15 protein-coding genes are annotated in these 15,575 nt (G+C 70.8%); 11 read left to right on the forward strand and 4 right to left on the reverse strand.

The features are described from left to right. Positions 1-2: 2 nt before the first annotated feature. Positions 3-917: a LysR family transcriptional regulator gene (locus tag ACFWBY_RS22770; protein WP_385333974.1), complete on the reverse strand. Its 915-nt coding sequence runs from the start codon at positions 915-917 to the stop codon at positions 3-5. A 185-nt stretch (positions 918-1,102) separates the two neighbouring features. On the opposite strand from ACFWBY_RS22770, the gene ACFWBY_RS22775 reads away from it, so the two are divergent. The 3 genes from ACFWBY_RS22775 to ACFWBY_RS22785 all read left to right on the forward strand — a co-directional run bounded on the left by ACFWBY_RS22775 (position 1,103) and on the right by ACFWBY_RS22785 (position 3,150). Beyond that, positions 1,103-1,915, forward strand: coding sequence for an inositol monophosphatase family protein (locus ACFWBY_RS22775; protein ID WP_385333972.1), 813 nt, complete (start codon positions 1,103-1,105; stop codon positions 1,913-1,915). Positions 1,916-1,965: 50 nt separating this feature from the next. After that, positions 1,966-2,610: an NADPH-dependent F420 reductase gene (locus ACFWBY_RS22780; protein WP_385333969.1), complete on the forward strand. Its 645-nt coding sequence runs from the start codon at positions 1,966-1,968 to the stop codon at positions 2,608-2,610. A gap of 219 nt (positions 2,611-2,829) precedes the next feature. Beyond that, positions 2,830-3,150, forward strand: a complete 321-nt coding sequence (locus ACFWBY_RS22785; protein WP_385333966.1) for a hypothetical protein — start codon at positions 2,830-2,832, stop codon at positions 3,148-3,150. A gap of 300 nt (positions 3,151-3,450) precedes the next feature. Here the strand turns inward: ACFWBY_RS22785 and ACFWBY_RS22790 are convergent, their stop codons facing one another. Then, positions 3,451-4,458 (reverse strand): Gfo/Idh/MocA family protein, encoded by a 1,008-nt coding sequence (locus ACFWBY_RS22790; protein ID WP_385333963.1) that lies wholly within the window; start codon positions 4,456-4,458, stop codon positions 3,451-3,453. Between the two features lie 292 nt (positions 4,459-4,750). On the opposite strand from ACFWBY_RS22790, the gene ACFWBY_RS22795 reads away from it, so the two are divergent. From ACFWBY_RS22795 to ACFWBY_RS22830, 8 genes are all read left to right on the forward strand, one after another. Beyond that, positions 4,751-5,395: a TetR family transcriptional regulator gene (locus ACFWBY_RS22795; RefSeq protein WP_385333961.1), complete on the forward strand. Its 645-nt coding sequence runs from the start codon at positions 4,751-4,753 to the stop codon at positions 5,393-5,395. Then, positions 5,392-7,068, forward strand: coding sequence for an acyl-CoA dehydrogenase family protein (locus ACFWBY_RS22800; protein ID WP_385333958.1), 1,677 nt, complete (start codon positions 5,392-5,394; stop codon positions 7,066-7,068). Before ACFWBY_RS22795 ends, ACFWBY_RS22800 begins: the two co-directional genes overlap by 4 nt. 356 nt (positions 7,069-7,424) lie before the next feature. Then, positions 7,425-7,976 carry a hypothetical protein gene (locus tag ACFWBY_RS22805; protein WP_385333955.1) on the forward strand — a complete coding sequence of 184 codons (552 nt, stop codon included), beginning with the start codon at positions 7,425-7,427 and terminating at the stop codon, positions 7,974-7,976. Between the two features lie 63 nt (positions 7,977-8,039). Beyond that, the gene (locus ACFWBY_RS22810; RefSeq protein WP_385333952.1) at positions 8,040-8,693 is read left to right on the forward strand and encodes a hypothetical protein; all 654 of its coding nucleotides are present in this window, start codon (positions 8,040-8,042) and stop codon (positions 8,691-8,693) included. Between the two features lie 410 nt (positions 8,694-9,103). Further along, positions 9,104-10,252: a WD40 repeat domain-containing protein gene (locus ACFWBY_RS22815; RefSeq protein ID WP_385333949.1), complete on the forward strand. Its 1,149-nt coding sequence runs from the start codon at positions 9,104-9,106 to the stop codon at positions 10,250-10,252. 436 nt (positions 10,253-10,688) lie between these two features. After that, on the forward strand, positions 10,689-11,483 hold the full coding sequence (locus ACFWBY_RS22820; RefSeq protein ID WP_385333946.1) for a DUF4328 domain-containing protein: 795 nt from the start codon (positions 10,689-10,691) through the stop codon (positions 11,481-11,483). Positions 11,484-11,784: 301 nt separating this feature from the next. Beyond that, the gene (locus ACFWBY_RS22825; RefSeq protein ID WP_385333943.1) at positions 11,785-12,321 is read left to right on the forward strand and encodes an ArsR/SmtB family transcription factor; all 537 of its coding nucleotides are present in this window, start codon (positions 11,785-11,787) and stop codon (positions 12,319-12,321) included. Further along, entirely contained in the window at positions 12,318-13,613 is a 1,296-nt protein-coding gene (locus ACFWBY_RS22830; protein WP_385333941.1) for an MFS transporter, read from the forward strand. Before ACFWBY_RS22825 ends, ACFWBY_RS22830 begins: the two co-directional genes overlap by 4 nt. Before the next feature lie 154 nt (positions 13,614-13,767). Here the strand turns inward: ACFWBY_RS22830 and ACFWBY_RS22835 are convergent, their stop codons facing one another. After that, a complete protein-coding gene (locus tag ACFWBY_RS22835) occupies positions 13,768-14,181 on the reverse strand; it encodes an SgcJ/EcaC family oxidoreductase (protein WP_385334100.1) in 414 nt (137 codons plus the stop codon). Between the two features lie 93 nt (positions 14,182-14,274). Next, the gene (locus ACFWBY_RS22840) at positions 14,275-15,549 is read right to left on the reverse strand and encodes an MFS transporter (protein WP_385333939.1); all 1,275 of its coding nucleotides are present in this window, start codon (positions 15,547-15,549) and stop codon (positions 14,275-14,277) included. Positions 15,550-15,575: the final 26 nt, after the last annotated feature.

A 15,575-nucleotide genomic window follows, 5' to 3' on the forward strand; every position in this document is an offset into this window, starting at 1 on the left:
CTTCAAGAGGCGGTCGGCGGTGTGAATAGTGCCTGGACGGTTTCGGTGGCCAGCTCTCGCAGCCAGGTGTGAGCGCGGTCGTTGTCGTAGCGCTGGTGCCACAGCAGGTACAGGGGTACGTCGGGCAGCGGGATCGGCGGCGGCAGTGTGGCCAGGCCCAGTTGCTCCCGGGCCGTGCGGGTGACCGCGTCGGGGAGGGTGACGACCAGGTCGGTGTCGAGGGCGAGTCTCAGCGCGAAGGCGGCGGTGGGCCCGGCGGCGACGACGCGTCGTTCGAGGCCGCGTGTGGTCAGAGCGTCGTCGATCGGGTCGCGGAGGCTTCCGCGCCGCGAAACGGTGAGGTGTTCGGCGGCGGCGTAACGCTCGAGGCTCAGCGGGCCTGCGGTGAGCGGGTGGCCCGCGCGGACGGCAACAACCAGCCGGTCTCTGCCGACGAGGCGGTGGCGGATGTCGGGGAGGGTCGGAGCGCTGGAGCTTGATTCGAGGTCGACCTCACCCCGGCGCAGCTCGGCGTCGTCTGTCCCGGGTTCGGCGGACAGGCGCAGCCGGACGCCGGGGGCCTGATGGTGGACTGCCGTGGTCAACGCGGTGCCGCATGCGGCGGTCAGGGTGTCGTGCCAGCGCACGGTGAACACCCGGTCCAGAGCCGCCAGGTCGAGTTCCTGCTGCGCGGACAGAAGTTGGTGGGCCTGCTGCACCAGAGCGTGGACCTGGGCGCGCATGGCCAGCGCGCGGGTGGTGGGGACCATGCTGCGGCCGGTGCGGACCAGGATCTGGTCACCGGTGGCCTTGCGGATGCGGCCCAGGGAGCGGCTCATCGCCGGTGCGGTGACGTGGAGGCGTGCTGCCGCGCCGGCGACGCTGCCCTCTTCCAGGAGGGCGTCCAGGGCCGTGAGCAAGTTCAGATCCAATTGCATGGCAGTAACTCTACAAGTGACAAGCATGCACTTGTTGTTAATGACCAAGCGGCCTACCTTCGAAGTGCGGGGGCGAGGCAACCGCCCCGCTTCGACCGCCCCGCTTCGACCGCCCCGCTTCGACCGCCCCGCTTCGACCGCCCCGCCTCGACCGCCCCGCCTCGACCGATCCCAGGGAGCCCACCATGAGCACAACCATGCCTTTCGACGCCGGTACGACGCTCCTCTCCGACGTGACAACTGCGGTGGAGACCGCCGGCGTCACGCTGCGCGCCCGCCACACCCCGCACGCCCGGGGCGTGAGTCTGGACGAGGTCGTGGGCGAGATCCACGCCAACGACGACGCGGTGCTGGACGTGCTGCGGGAACCCCTGTTGCGGGCCCGGCGAGGGGCGCGGTGGGCCGAGGACGAGCTGGCCGGCGGCGCGCTCCCGCCGGGGGAGTGGTGGGTCGTCGACCCCGCCGAGGGCAACATCAACCACGTCCACGGCATGGACGACTGGGCCGTGACCGCCACCCTGGTCCGCGACAACCAGCCGGTACTCACCGTCGTCCACCTGCCGCTGACCGGCGACACCTACACCGCAGTGGCCGGCGGCGGTGCCCGCCTCAACGACCGGCCCCTGAAGGTGTCCGCCAAGACCGACCTGGGCGCCGCGCTCATCGGCACCGGCCAGGCCAAGCCCGGTGAGGGCGAGCGCACCTTCCGGCGGATCGGTGACTCCGTCACCGCCATGCTCATCAACGGGCTGGTTGTGCGCGTGTCCGTTCCCGCCACGATGCAGCTCATCCACGTCGCCGCCGGACGCATGGACGCCTTCTGGCAGTTCTCCGACGTCCGCTCGGGCCTGGTCGCCGGCGCCCTGCTGGTCTCCGAGGCCGGCGGCGCCGTCACCGACCTGGCGGGCGACCCCTGGAACACCGGAAGCCGCGACTTCCTGGCCGCCGCCCCCGGCGTCCACGGCGCCGCCCTCAAGGTCCTCTCACCGACCGACTGACCGGAAGTCTCCGCGCTTCCCCACCCCGATACCGCAAGGAGCATCACCGCATGACCAGCATCGGCATCCTGGGCGCCGGCCGCGTCGGCACCAACCTCGCCGGCAAGCTCTCCGCAGCCGGACACCATGTCACCCTCGGCGGCCGGAGCGCAGAAGGCGCCGCCGCCCGCACCATTGGGCTCGCCCCGCCGGTGGCCTTCGCAGACCAGCGCACTACTGCCCGCACCTCGGACATCGTGATCAACGCGACGCCCGGCCACAGTACGCTGGCACGCCTCACCGACCTGCGCGCCGAACTAGCCGGCAAGATCCTCGTCGACGTCTCCAACGCCACCCGCGACGCTGGTGACGGCCTGCCCGGCGACCTGTGCTATCCCGGCAGCAGCCTCGCCGAGAAGCTCCAGTCCGCGCTCCCCGACACCCATGTGGTCAAGACCCTCAACACCATGCTCTTCATGGTCATGACCGCTCCCGAAACCCTGGCCATCCCACCGACCGCCTATCTCTCGGGAGATGACGAACACGCGAAGAAGACCGTCACCGGCCTGCTCGGCGACCTGGGCTGGCAGCCCGAACGGATCGAGGATCTCGGCGACATCACCACAGCCCGCGCCACCGAGGCCATGATCCTGGTCGTGCCCCACATCCTGCGCCGACACGGCTTGAAGCCCTTCGCCGTCTCCCTCGCCCGCTGACCCACCAGGACTCGGTTCAGACCAAAACCGGGTAGCGGGCTCGTGCGAGGCGGCCGGGTGCCGGCAGGGACAGCGCCCGCTGGGCTGCAAGTGACGCTGAGCCTCGGCTCCGGGGGCGATACCACCCTCCTGATCAACGGGAGACCCTCTACAACCGCCCTATGGACAGCTGGCAGGCGACCGCACCCACCGAACGCAAGGTCGGCAACGCGATCGTGGTTGTCCCGCGATGACGATGCGTCAGGGCGTGGCAAACGCAACCGCGTCGCGCCGGCGCCCGAGTACGCCGAGCGCTACACCCGTGAGATCCTCGACCCGTTCGACCTCGACCCGTTCGACCTCGGCGCGCTCGTGGCCGAGCTTCCGAGCGGCTCGGTGACCGCCCTCTTCTGCGTCGAGCGCGATCCGCGGGCATGCCAACGCTCGCTTGTTGCCGAGCGCCTGCGCGCCGAGCACGGCCTGCCCGTCACGAACATCCGTCCGGGCCCAACCCTGCCCATCACCGGCCTTAGCGGGCCTACGAAGAACCGACGCCACTGACAGTCGGTCCCTGGCGCTGCGGACGGTTGGCGCGTGTCTCTTTGATGGGTTGGCCAGTTGTTCGAGGCCATTGGCACGTCTCCGCGTGGGCCCCGGCCGGCTGCGTGTCCTCCGGCAGTCGAGCCCGTACCGTCGTGCGGTCTCGGGTCGACTCCCGCAGGGGCACCCGGCGGGACCGTTCGGTTCCTGCCCGTCCTCGCCGGGTGCCGTACGCCACCGCCGCGGTGGTCGGCGACTGTCTGGGCAGCCAGGCAGCCAGGCAGCCAGGCAGCCACGCAGCCACGCAGGCAATCGGGGAGATCAGTCGTGATCGTCGTGCGGGTATCGCAGGCCGATCTGTTGCCTGACGGCGTCCAGCGTACGGAGAACCGCGAGGGTGCCGTCCAGGGGCACCAAGGGTGACTCGGTCTGCCCGGCTCGCAGGCAGCGCATCACCTCGGCGGCCTCCGGCACGTAGCCGTGGCCGATGACGGCCGGGGCGGGAAAGTGCATCGGGTCGAGTCCCTCACGATGGAGGACGATCCCTGGCGGGTTGAACAGGTTCGCTGGGATATCGATGCGTCCACGTGTGCCGTAGACGACGGCGGCCTGGCTCAAGGTGGCGGCGAAGGAACAGGTCAGCGATGCGGTGGCCCCGCCGGGGTGGCCGAGCAGGATGCTCGTGTGCTCGTCCACGCCTTCCGGCGTCAGGTGGGCCTGCGCGTGGATGCGGTCCGGGCTGCCGAGCAGGAAGTGCGCCAGCGCGACAGGGTAGGCACCTGCGTCGAGCAGGGCGCCGCCGCCGGCGGTAACGTCGCGGAGCCGGTGGTTTTGGTCGACTTCGGCACGCCAGCCGAGTTCGGCGTGGAGGGAGCGGACCTCGCCGATCGCACCGTCGGCGAGGAGGTCGGCTGCCTTGCGCAGGGCGGGGTTCAGGAGCATCCACATGGCCTCCATCAAGAACGTGCCGCGCTCGCGGGCGAGGGTGATCAGTTCCCGCGCCTGCACGCTGTTCACGGTGAAGGGCTTCTCGCAGAGGACGGGCCGCCTGGCGTCCAGCAGCATCTTGACGGCCGGATGGTGGTGGGCGTGCGGCGTGGCAACGTACACCACGTCCACGTCCGGATCGTCGGCCAGACCCTGCCACGATCCGTGAGCTCGCGGGATCCCGTGCCGGGCGCCGAACGCGCGTGCTGTCCCTGCGTCGCGTGAGGCGACGGCCGCGACCACCGCGCCCGGGGTTCGGTGAAGATCGTCGGTGAACGCCGCGGCGATACCCCCGGTGGCCAGGATGCCCCAGCGGATGGGGAGTTCAGGAGCCGAGTCCACGGATCACCTCTTGTCTAGACCAATGCTGCGTTGCGGGCAGTACGGTACGGGAGGCTGCACAGCCAGGCAACCGTCATCCAGGCCTGCTGTTCTTCGCCCACGACAAGATCGGCGTCCCGGCGGGTTCGGCACATCCTCGATGAATGAGCCGCCGTTGCACACCTCACCTGCTGGAACACCCGAAGGAAAGCTGGGTCGGGAGAGGAACGGCCTCTCGGAAGCTTGGAAATCGCCGTGTACGACATGGCCTGGCGGCTTGGCGTGAAGCTCTGAACGGTGGTTCACTTCATGTATGGCATACCGCAAGACACCTGCCGAGCAGGACCGCCTGGCCACCGCCAGGGAACGCCTGGTGGAACGGGCCACCTGCGTGGTGGCCGATGTGGGCTGGGCCGGCGCCTCGATCACCGCGGTCGCCGCCGCAGCCGGGATGTCGGCCGGTTCGGTGTACCAGCACTTCCCCTCCAAAGCGGCACTGGCCATCGAGGTCTTCCGCCGCGCCTCGGCCCGGGAGGTGGAAGTGCTCGGCGAGGTGCTCCGGCAGGGCGACGGCAACCCGGTGGAGCGGCTGGCCCTGGGGGTCGGCGTCTTCGCGCGGCGCGCCCTGGAGGCGCGTGGCCTGGCCCAAGCCCTGCTGGCTGCCCCGGCCGAGCCGGCGGTCGGCGCCGAGCGATTGGAGTTCCGGCGCCGCTACCGCGAGCTGTTCGCCGAGGTGATCCGCGAAGGCGTCGATGCCGGGCTGTTGCCCGACCAGGACCCGCAGATCACCGCCGCAGCCCTGACCGGCGCGATCGGCGAAGTCCTGGTCGACCCGCTGTCCGTACCCGACGAAGACGCCGCAGACCACCTGGTCACCGAACTGACCGCTATGTCCCTGCGCTGCGCGGGCGCCCGCCCCGCCTCGGCAACCCCTCGACCCGTGGAGTGCACGCGATGACTGCAACTGCCGCCGACCTCACGCTGCGCAGCAACCCCACCGCGCGTACGCATGAGGTGTTCAACCAGGTCCCTCCTCTGGTCGGCCACGACGTGGCCGACGACCCGGTCCTGCTCGAGGGCGTATGCCGCGAGGGCGCCGAGTGGTACGTGGAGGACCTGCACCGTCTGGGACGCCTGGCCGGCAGCGAGCAGGCACAGCGCTGGGGCGAGGAAGCCAACCGTTACGAGCCGGTGCTGCGCACTCACGACCGCTACGGCAACCGGATCGACGAGGTCGACTTCCACCCCTCCTACCACGCCCTACTGGACGTCGCGATCCGCGAGGGCCTCGGCGGCGCGCCGTGGGCCGAGGACAAGCAGGGCGCCCATGTAGCACGCGCCGCGGGGTTCATGGTGTGGAGCTTCACCGACACCGGACACACCTGCCCGGTGTCGATGACCTACGCCGTGATCCCCGCACTGCGCTCCGCCCCGGAACTCGCCGAGGTATACGAGCCGCTGCTGACCAGCCTGGTCTACGACCCCGGCCTGCGGGCTCCAGCCGGCAAGCGCGGCCTGCTGGCGGGGATGAGCATGACGGAGAAGCAGGGCGGCTCGGACGTCCGCGCGAACACCACCACCGCAACCAAGCAGCCCGACGGAACCTGGCGACTGCGCGGCCACAAGTGGTTCACCAGCGCCCCGATGAACGACCTCTTCCTGGTGCTCGCCCAGGCCCCCGGCGGACTCTCCTGCTTCCTGGTGCCGAGGGTGCTCCCCAACGGCAGCCGCAACACCTTCCGCATCCAGCGGCTCAAGGACAAACTCGGCAACCGCAGCAACGCCAGCAGCGAGCCCGAGTTCGACGACACCGTCGCCTGGCTGGTCGGCACCGAAGGCCGCGGAGTGCGAACCATCATCGAGATGGTGACCATGACCCGGCTGGACTGCATCCTCGGCTCGGCGGCGGGGATGCGCACCGCGCTGACCCACGCCGCCCACCATGCCCGGCACCGCGCGGCCTTCGGCGCGACCCTGATCGACCAGCCCCTGATGCGCAACGTCCTCGCCGACCTGGCCGTCGAGTCGGAGGCGGCGACCACCCTGGCACTACGCGTCGCCGGTGCGGCCGACCGCGCACAGCGCGGCGACGACCAGGAGCGGGCCTTCCTGCGGCTCGCCACGGCAGCCGGCAAGTACTGGGTCACCAAGCGGCAGCCCGCGATGGTCGCGGAGGCGATCGAGTGCCTCGGCGGCAACGGCTACGACGAGGCATCCGGCATGCCCAGGCTCTACCGCGATGCGCCGCTCAACGGCATATGGGAGGGCTCCGGCAACGTCAGCACCCTCGACGTGCTGCGCGCCCTGACCCGCGAACCCGATTCCTTCGAGGCCTTCCGCGCCGAGATCGAAACCGCCGCGGGCGCCGACGCCCGCCTCGACGCCGCCTGGCGGGACTTGCGCGACCAGCTGGTGCCCACTGCGGACATCGAACTGCGCGCCCGCCGGCTGGTCGAGCGCATGGCACTGGTGCTCCAGGGCTCCCTGCTGGTCCGGTACGCACCCACCGCGGTGGCGGACGCCTTCTGCGCCTCGCGGCTCGCCGGCGACCGCGGCCTGGCCTTCGGCACCCTCCCCACCGGCCTCGACCTTGCCGGTGTCATCGACCGCATCCCCGGCGCGGCCACCTGAACGGACGGCCCAGGCTCATCGGACACATCCGGTCGCCCCGGGCCGGACCGTCGGCCCGAGTGATTGCGGGGCAGTCATCGGGGTGTCCGTTGGCGGGCAATCAGGGGGCCCACTCGATGCCGGGCCGGCGAGCCGCTGAATGCCGCCGGTCGGGAACCGGTGCACTGGCCGCGGGGACAGGTCGCGAGAGTTCGGTGAAGGCGCGCGGTCGGGCAGTCGGGGTCCGGGGCGATACCGGGGCATCCGCGAGGCACAGCAGGGCATCAGCCGTCTGGCATCGGCCATGGCCACGATCCGGAGCGGCCCGGGAACGAAGTGATCCGACCGCCCGTGTGACCGCGTGCGAGGATCAGGCTATGGATCAGGAAGCCGGGTGGACGGCGTACGGGTCGGCGGGGAAACCGTCGGCGGGCCACGACGACGTGCTGCGCCTGGTGCGCAGTGCCACGCGCCTGGAACCGGGCGGACGGGTCGAGACGCTGGCCGTCGAGTGCGAGATATGCGGTCCCGAGAGCGGCGGGCTCGAAGTCGCCAAGGGCGAGTGCTTCTGCGTGGGCTGCTGCTTTCCGGTCGGCATTGCGGACGGGGACGTGTACCCGCCGGCGTACCCGTGGACGCTCGAACCGTCCGAGGCCCCGCTGCCCCCCGCCTCTCCGGGCCCCGGCTTCGAGCCGTCGGACCTGCCCCGCTGCCCCGCGGGCCACGACGTGTTCCAGGCCGCAGTCGCGCTGTCCTTCGGCGTGGACAGCACGACGGTGGACGGTACGACGCTGCGGGGGATCTCGGTCGGTCTGAAATGCCCGGAGGACGGCGCGCTGCTCCTGTACGTCGACAACGCGCGAGTGGTGCGCAAAGACCCGTGCCCCTGCCCTGGACCGGCGTCTACGAACAGCCACTTGAGCGTCTAGCGCAACCACTGGAGTGGACGGCATGCAGGCTCCCATGTCATGGGCCGCCCGTAGCCTCTCGCCATGCAGACAACTCTGATGATCTACGACGGCACCGCACCGGCCGACTCCGACGTCCCGCGTACCGGGGGCGTGCCGCTGGCTCCCGCAGGATTCGCCTGGCCCATGTGCAGCTCCTACTGCGGAGGGCCGCTGCAGTTCTTCGCCCATCTCCCCGTCGAGGACGGCGTCCTGTCGGTATTCGTGTGCCAGAACGACCCCGGCGCATGTGAATTCTGGGACGCGACTGCCGGCGCGAACCGCGTCTACCTGTTCCCCCGGGAGGAACTGCAGCCGGTAGCCGTGCCCGAGACGGGCGTGACGCTCCTGCCCGCCACTTCGGCCATCCGCACGCACGTGGTGCCGCTCGACCCCGAAGAGAACGGCGACCACGACGAACCCGCGCCTGACGCATACGACCTTGCCCGCTCGGGATGGAAGCGGGAACCCGAAGAACGATTCGGGAAGCAACGCAAAGTGCTCGGATCGCTCGGAGGCAGTCCCTCCTACCTCGAGGACGACCGACTGCCCGCATGCCCCTCCTGCGCCGGCACGACGGAATTCGCGGCGCATCTGGAGGAAGGGATCTCCACGCAGACCGCGATGAACCTCGGCGGCCAGCTGGGCTACGTCTTCGTCTGCCGCGCCTGCCGCGAGGGCGCCTTCCTCACAGACTGAGCACACCGCACCGCAGCCGACGCTCCGTCAGCCGCCCACCAGGCCGACGGGGGCTGAGCGCCAGAACCGCACCGCACCGCACCGCACCGCGGTGCCGAGCCCGAGGGCAGCGGCTCGTGGCAGATTGCGCACTTCGCACCGCCGCCTGATGATGGGCCCGGTCAGGCAGGACGAAGCCGTCGGTAGCCGACTGCCGGAAGCACCGGGGCTCCGTCCGCCGTTCTCTCGCCGCGTGATGGGATGGCCCGATGAACGCTCGTGATCTCGCTCGCCGGCTGCCGGACATCGCCTCCCTGTGAAACCTGTGCCGGTCGATGGCGATGCTCGACGCGGTACTCCAGCCCGGCGCACCGTACCTGCGCCACCACCGGTTCGACGCCCACTGATCCGCGACGCAGGAGCTGGCCTCGATGGACAATGGCGGGGGAGACGCGTACTCCGTCGTCTTCTCGGCGGCCGGAGCGTACATCCGAGGGTTCGACCACACGTCCCCGATGAGCCCGTACGCGGGCGACGGGACGCCGTGGCCCGGTGTGGTCGACACGGTCCCGGAGGTGTTCCGGTCCTGCGTCGAGGATCCGGCCTTCCGGCTGGAGGGCACCCCGCACATCACCATCTGCCTGTGGCGGGAGACCGCTGACGAGCAGTGGTGGACGGGAGCGGTCGAATTCGACGGCGGCCGTTCCGTTCCGGACGGATCCGACTGGCTTTTTCGCCGCCTGGTCGAGGGGACGCCTGAGAAGTACCAGGCATGGGCCCAGAGGTACTACGGCACCCCGGTGGACCTGGACGCGGGCATCGACGTGTACCAGCTGCGGCCTCTCACGCCGGATGCGGTGGCTGCCCTGAACCCCGCCGTGACGCTGGCGCAGCTCGGTGACACCATCGCCCGCGACCCTACTTGCGGACGTGCCTCACCACGACGCCGGACGGCTTGCCGATGGTCGTCTGGGTGGAGGCGGAGCGGGTCATCCGTTCCGTGGTGTGGGATCCGGTCAGCGGGACGGAGAGCGCCTCTTCCTTCTTCCTCCGCCTTCCTCCGCCCGGGCATCAGCTCCCCGGAGTCAATGGCGCCGGTTCCCGCACAGGACGGCACCACCACTCTGATCGCTGTGGTGGGCAGGCGCGGGATCGTCCTGGTCGACCTGGTCTCCGAAAGCATCGTCACCACCTTGAGGTCCCAAGACCGCAGGGGTGGTGTGCTCTTCCTGCGCCCGTGCGTCTTCCCGTCGCAAGGGCGGATGCTGTTGGCCTCCGCGACCTCCACCGACATCCAACTCTGGGACCCCGCCGACGGCTCGCCAGCCGCCCACTGGCACACCCCCGACACATCGGCCCTGGCTGCGATCCCCCTGGACGACGGCCGCACCCTGCTCGCCTCGGGGAACCCGAGCGGCGTACGCATCTGGGACCCGTCGACCGGGGAACTCCGGCACACCCTGCTCACCGGAGCCCCGGTCCACGCCTTGGCCGTCGGCACCGGCCCGACGGGCCCGGTCCTGCACGTCCACGGCCCGGCCGGCCTGGCAACGCTGACGCTGGACCAACGACTGCTGTGAACCCGGTGACACGGAACGCGCGCACTCCTCTGTCATGGCGGGAGCCGACTCGGAGGGCTACGTCAGCTGCGTCGGGCACCGTTCCCAGGGCCTCGGTGGTCCTGTTCGGACTCGGCGTCACAGTTCGGGCAGGCGTGACGTGGTAGAGCTCCAATGCCCCCCTGTGACCTGTAGAGCCCCGAAAAGTCGCCCTCCAGCCCGGTAAGCGCTGCCACAATTGTCAGTGCGTGGGCGAGGTAGGGCTCGTAGGCGGCGGTGCACAAACACAGCTCAAGGGCGACAAGATCAGCCATTCGCCCGCACGAGCCCCTGGGGAACCCGGTCTGACCTGCCAAAACACCTTGCGCTTGGCACAACGGTCTGACATACCTTCGACGGTGCCCGCACATCTGCGGGCCCCTTTCAGATTCGCATGTTCCCGTGGGGGGTAACACTCATGTCCTTCAGCACGCCCGGCTCACCGCCGCCCGTCGACCCCGCCCCGCCGACGCCGCCGCACCCCGGCGGCCCCGCGTACGCCCAGCAAACGGTCCCCCACCAGCCGCTGCCGGGATTCGCCCCGCAGCCCCTCCGGGTCCTGCGCTCGCCGCGGGGTTTCGCGACGGCCGCGACGGTGCTGCTCGCGATCTCCGCCCTGTACGCCTTGATCGTGACGGGAACCGGCCTGTACGTCGGCTCGGTCCTGCGCGACGGTACGTATCCGGATGCGGGAGGCACGGACAGCCTCACCCCGCCGGACGCCCTGATGGGCCTCGTCGCCGTGGTGTCGCTTCCGCTCCTGCTCGCCAGCGCGGCGGCGTTCATCCCGTGGTTCCACCGCGTCCACGGCAACGCCGAGATCTTCAACCCGGGTGCGGTCACCCGCTCCAGTGGCTGGGCCATCGGCGCCTGGTTCATCCCCCTCGGCAACTTCTTCCTCCCCTACGCCATGGCGAAGGAGATCTGGGCCGCCAGCCTGCAGCTCGGTCCCGACGGGTCCTTCCGACGCGTCTCCACCGCCCCCCTCACGTCGTGGTGGCTGCTGTGGGTCGCATCGCTGATCGCCGACCGTGTCTACGGCTCCCTGTACGGCGACGCCACCGACGCGCAGGAGCTCGCCTCCTCCGCCGACGCCTCCGTCGTGTACGGCCTGCTGTCGCTCGCGGCAGCCGTCCTCGCGATCGTCTTCGTACGCAAGCTGACGGCCCTGCAGACCGTCAAGGCCGCCCAGGGCCCGTACGCGGCCGCCTAATCAACCGGTGCGCGGTGGCGTACGCCGCGACGACCAGCGCCGTGGCGAGGATCGCCGCCGCGCCCAGGCGAAGGATCACGTCGGAGGCCTCCTCCGGCGAGCGCCGCGGCGTCATCGCCCACATGGAGTCCCAGGTCAGAAAGTCTTGCGGGCGCCGGGCTTCCAGTGCCAGCACCGCGCACACCGGCGCGAGCGCCCGGCCATGCCTTCACGGACGCCCGGACACCCACCGCGACGACACGCCCTGAGTCCACACGTAAACCCCTTGCTCAATGGTCAAGACTCGTTGACCATTGATCGCATGCCTACCGATGACCTTCCCGAGACGTTCCACGTCACCACTGACGAGCAGCTGCGCGCCGTCTCCAATCTCACGCGCCACCGGATCATGGCCGTGCTCCGCTTCGAGCCCGCGACGATCACGCAGATCGCCGAGCGGGTGGGCCTTGCGAAGGGGAGTTCCAGCTACCACGTACGGCTGCTGGAGCGGGCCGGCCTGGTGAAGGTGGTACGGACACGGAAGGTGCGCGGTGTCACCGAGCGGTACTACGCGATGGCCGCGCGGGCGATCGCGCTGCCGGATCCGGGTGAGGGAGGGCCGGATGTGCTGATGCGGCATGCGGTGGCGGACCTGGAGGCGTCGCCCGTGGATGGGCGGCACGTACGGATGGCGCATCTGCGCCTCACCGAGGAGCAGTTCGCGGAGCTGGGGGCGCGGCTGCAGGCACTGGCGGACGAGTACCGGGAGCTGTCCGATCCGTCGCTGCCGGACGCGTCCCTCGTCTTCGCACTGTTCCACCCGACACCGCGCGAGCAGGCCCAAGGGGACGCCAAGTGACCTCAGACGTTCGGAAGTTGCCGACCGGGTTCGGACGGCTGTGGACTGCGCAGACGGTGTCCTCGCTCGGTGACGGGGTGTCGCATGCCGCGCTGCCGCTGCTCGCGTTGACGTTGACGCGGGATCCGATGGCGCTCGCCGTCGTCACGGCCGCCGGAACGCTGCCGTGGCTGCTCTTCGGGGTGCTCGGCGGTGCACTGGTGGACCGCTGGGACCGTCGGCGCACGATGTGGGTCGTGGACGCGGCGCGTGCGGTGCTGCTCGCGATACCGGCGGCCGCGGCCGCGCTCGACGTGCTGAGCATTCCACTGCTCGCGGTCGTCGCGTTCCTGCTCGGCCTCGGCGGACTCTTCTTCGACACGGCCGCCACGGCCTATCTGCCGGATCTGCTCGGCCGCGACCCCGCACTCCTGGAGCGCGCCAACACCCGCCTGCGCGGCACCCAGACCGCCGCGTCCGGCTTCGCGGGGCCGCCCTTGGGCAGTGCCCTGCTCGCGCTCGGGCGGGCGGTTCCGCTGCTCGCCGACGCGGTGTCGTTCGCGCTCTCCGCACTGCTCGTACGGTCGCTGCCCGCCGCGCCCCGGCCCGTACCGCAGGTCCGTGAGTCGCTGCTGCGGCAGGCGCGGGCCGGCGCCTCGTACGTCTTCCGGGACCGGTTGCTGCTCGGGCTCGCGCTGCGTCCTGCGGTGGGTAACGTTGCCTTCCTCGCCGTGGAGACCGTACTCGCCCTCTTCGCGCACGACCGTCTCGGCATCGACACCTTCGGCTTCGGCCTGCTCCTCACGGCGGAGGCCACCGGCGGTCTGCTCGGCGCGGGCATCGCCTCCTTCCTCGGTCGACGACTCGGCACCGGCACCGCCCTGACCTGCACGGCCGCGGTCGAGGGACTTGCCATCCTGGGGCTCGCCACCGCCCGGAATCCGTACGTGGCCGGGGTGGCGCTCGCCGTCTGCGGGGCCGGCATGGGCGCCACGATGGTGCTCGCGCCCTCCCTGCGGCAGGCGATCGTCCCCGCCCACCTCATGGGCCGGGTCGCCTCCACCTCCCGCATGCTCGCCATGTGCGCCGCCCCGTTCGGCGCCTTCCTCGGCGGCTGGCTGGCCACGACCTACGACATCCGCACCCCGCTCTACGCCGCGGCCGGCCTCCTCCTGACGATGACGGCCGTCACGGCATCCATGACCAGCAACCGCCAGGTCGAAGCGGCGCTGCGTGCCGCCGCCCCGGCCGGCGGTCCAGAACACCCGGCATCCAAGGATCCGGCCCGGGAGAGTGCACCCGACGTGTCGTGACGCCTGCCGCGAAGGCGTCACAACAGGTCGGGTGCCAGGCCCCCGCGCGGCGCAAGTGTTGCCGGGCCGGTCGGGTGTGCCGGCCGTCAATCCTCTTCGTCCTCGGCGGCGTCCGGCCCCGGAAGGCGCGCGGGCCCTGGCCGGGGCGGGCAAGCTAGTCGGCGACGACACCCGTGTTCTGGCAGGCGGTCAGCAGCCAACGTCCGTCGGTCTGCTTGGAGATCACGTACAGGGGGGCGCCTTCGCTCTCCTCGCCCGGGGCCAGGTATCGCTGACGGACCTTGACCGCCGCGACGTCGGGGCGGATGAAGAGCACGTGGGCCACCTCGTAGGTGACCTCGCCGTCCCAGTTCGCCGCGGGGAGGACCTTGCGGGTGAACTCCGAGATCGCGTCAAGGCCGATGAGGACCTTGCCGTGGGCCGTCGTCCAGATCGCGTCCGGGTGAAAGAGGCCCAGGAACTCCTCGGGGTCCTTGTTCCGCTGGGAGTGCTCGACGGTGGCGACGAGCCGGCTGATGGCTTCGATGTCTGCCGCGTGGGACGTGGAATCCGTGGTCATGTGGACCATCGTCATACCTCAAGCGTGATTGAGGTCAAGGGTGTGATCGCATCACGGTACGAGGATGACCGGACGTCCGTGCGGCTCGGAGAACGTCCGCCGCTACTTCGAACCGTCGCCGGAGGCGATTGCGGAGCTCACGAGCCTGCTCCCGCCCGGCGGCATCAACCGCTGAGCCGCGTCTTGATCCTTCTCGGCGGCGACGGCGGAGGCGGAGAGGAGCGTCGCGGCGGCGAGGCTGCCCCAGAGGGCGGCCGGGCCGTGGGGTGCGAGAGCGGTGATGACTGCCGGGGACACGGCGAGGCCGAAGCCCGTGGAGAGCTGGAAGCGCGCGAGGGTGCGTCCCAGGACACGGGCCGGGGCGAGGGCGGTGACGAGCGCGGTGGCGCTGCCGGCATAGATGATCTCGCCGAGGGTGCAGACCACGGACACCGTGGCGACGGCCGGGGCGCCCCAGCCGTGTCCCAGGGAGGTGGCCACCAGGAAGCCGAGGTAGGACGCGGTGAGTACCACGCCGGCGAGAGCCAGCACGGTCCGCCGGGAGAAGCGGGACATCACGACGGTGACCGGAACCTGCAGGGTGACCACCAGCACCGTGTTGGCCACGAAGACGGCTGCCGACCACACCGGGGATGCGTGCAACTCAGTCACCAGGACCAGGGGGAGCGCGATTTCGGGGACGTTGAGGCAGAAGGCGTAGACCACGTTGGCGGCGAGCAGCGCGCGCATCCGGGGTGGCGGCCCGTCGTTCCCGTCCTTGGCCGGGCTAGCGGCCGGATGGGCCCGCAGGTGGACCGACCACGCCAAGGCCGCCGCAGTGAGATAGGCGAGCCCGGTGACGGCTGCCAGCGCCTGCAATGCGCTGGTGCCGCCCGCCAGGCACGCGGTGGCGAGGAGCGCGCCCGCGCCCATGCCGCCGTTGCGCAGGGCGCGGCCTGCCGCGAGAGCGGTGTCGCGTTCCCGGCCGTGGGCGACCGTGGCCACGAGAGCCGCGTGGGCGGCCGGCCATGCCTGGTTGCCGATGCCGAGGAAGAGCGCCGCCGTCGCGAACAGCCAGACGTGTCCCGCCGGGGTGGCCAGCAGCAGCGCCACGCCCAGCACCCGCACCAGCATCGACGCCGCCACGACCGTGCTGCGTGCGCCCCGGTCCAGCCATTGGCCGACCGCGGGCATGCACACCAGACCGACAACGACGCCGACCGTCATGGCGATGCCGGTGGCGGGCGCGGACAACCTCAGTACGGTCACCCCGTAGAGCAGCAGAAAGGGCCGGAGCAGGCCGGTGCCGAGCGCGTCCACGGTCAGGGCGACGGCATAGCGGGGGCCTCCGGAGGCACGGACGAGGGCGCGCGGCCGGATTTTGGTGGTGGTTGGCATGGCGCCAACGGTGCGTTCAACCGCCG

Source organism: Streptomyces sp. NPDC060049 (assembly GCF_042736715.1).
In the GTDB taxonomy this organism is placed as follows: Bacteria; Actinomycetota; Actinomycetes; order Streptomycetales; family Streptomycetaceae; genus Streptomyces.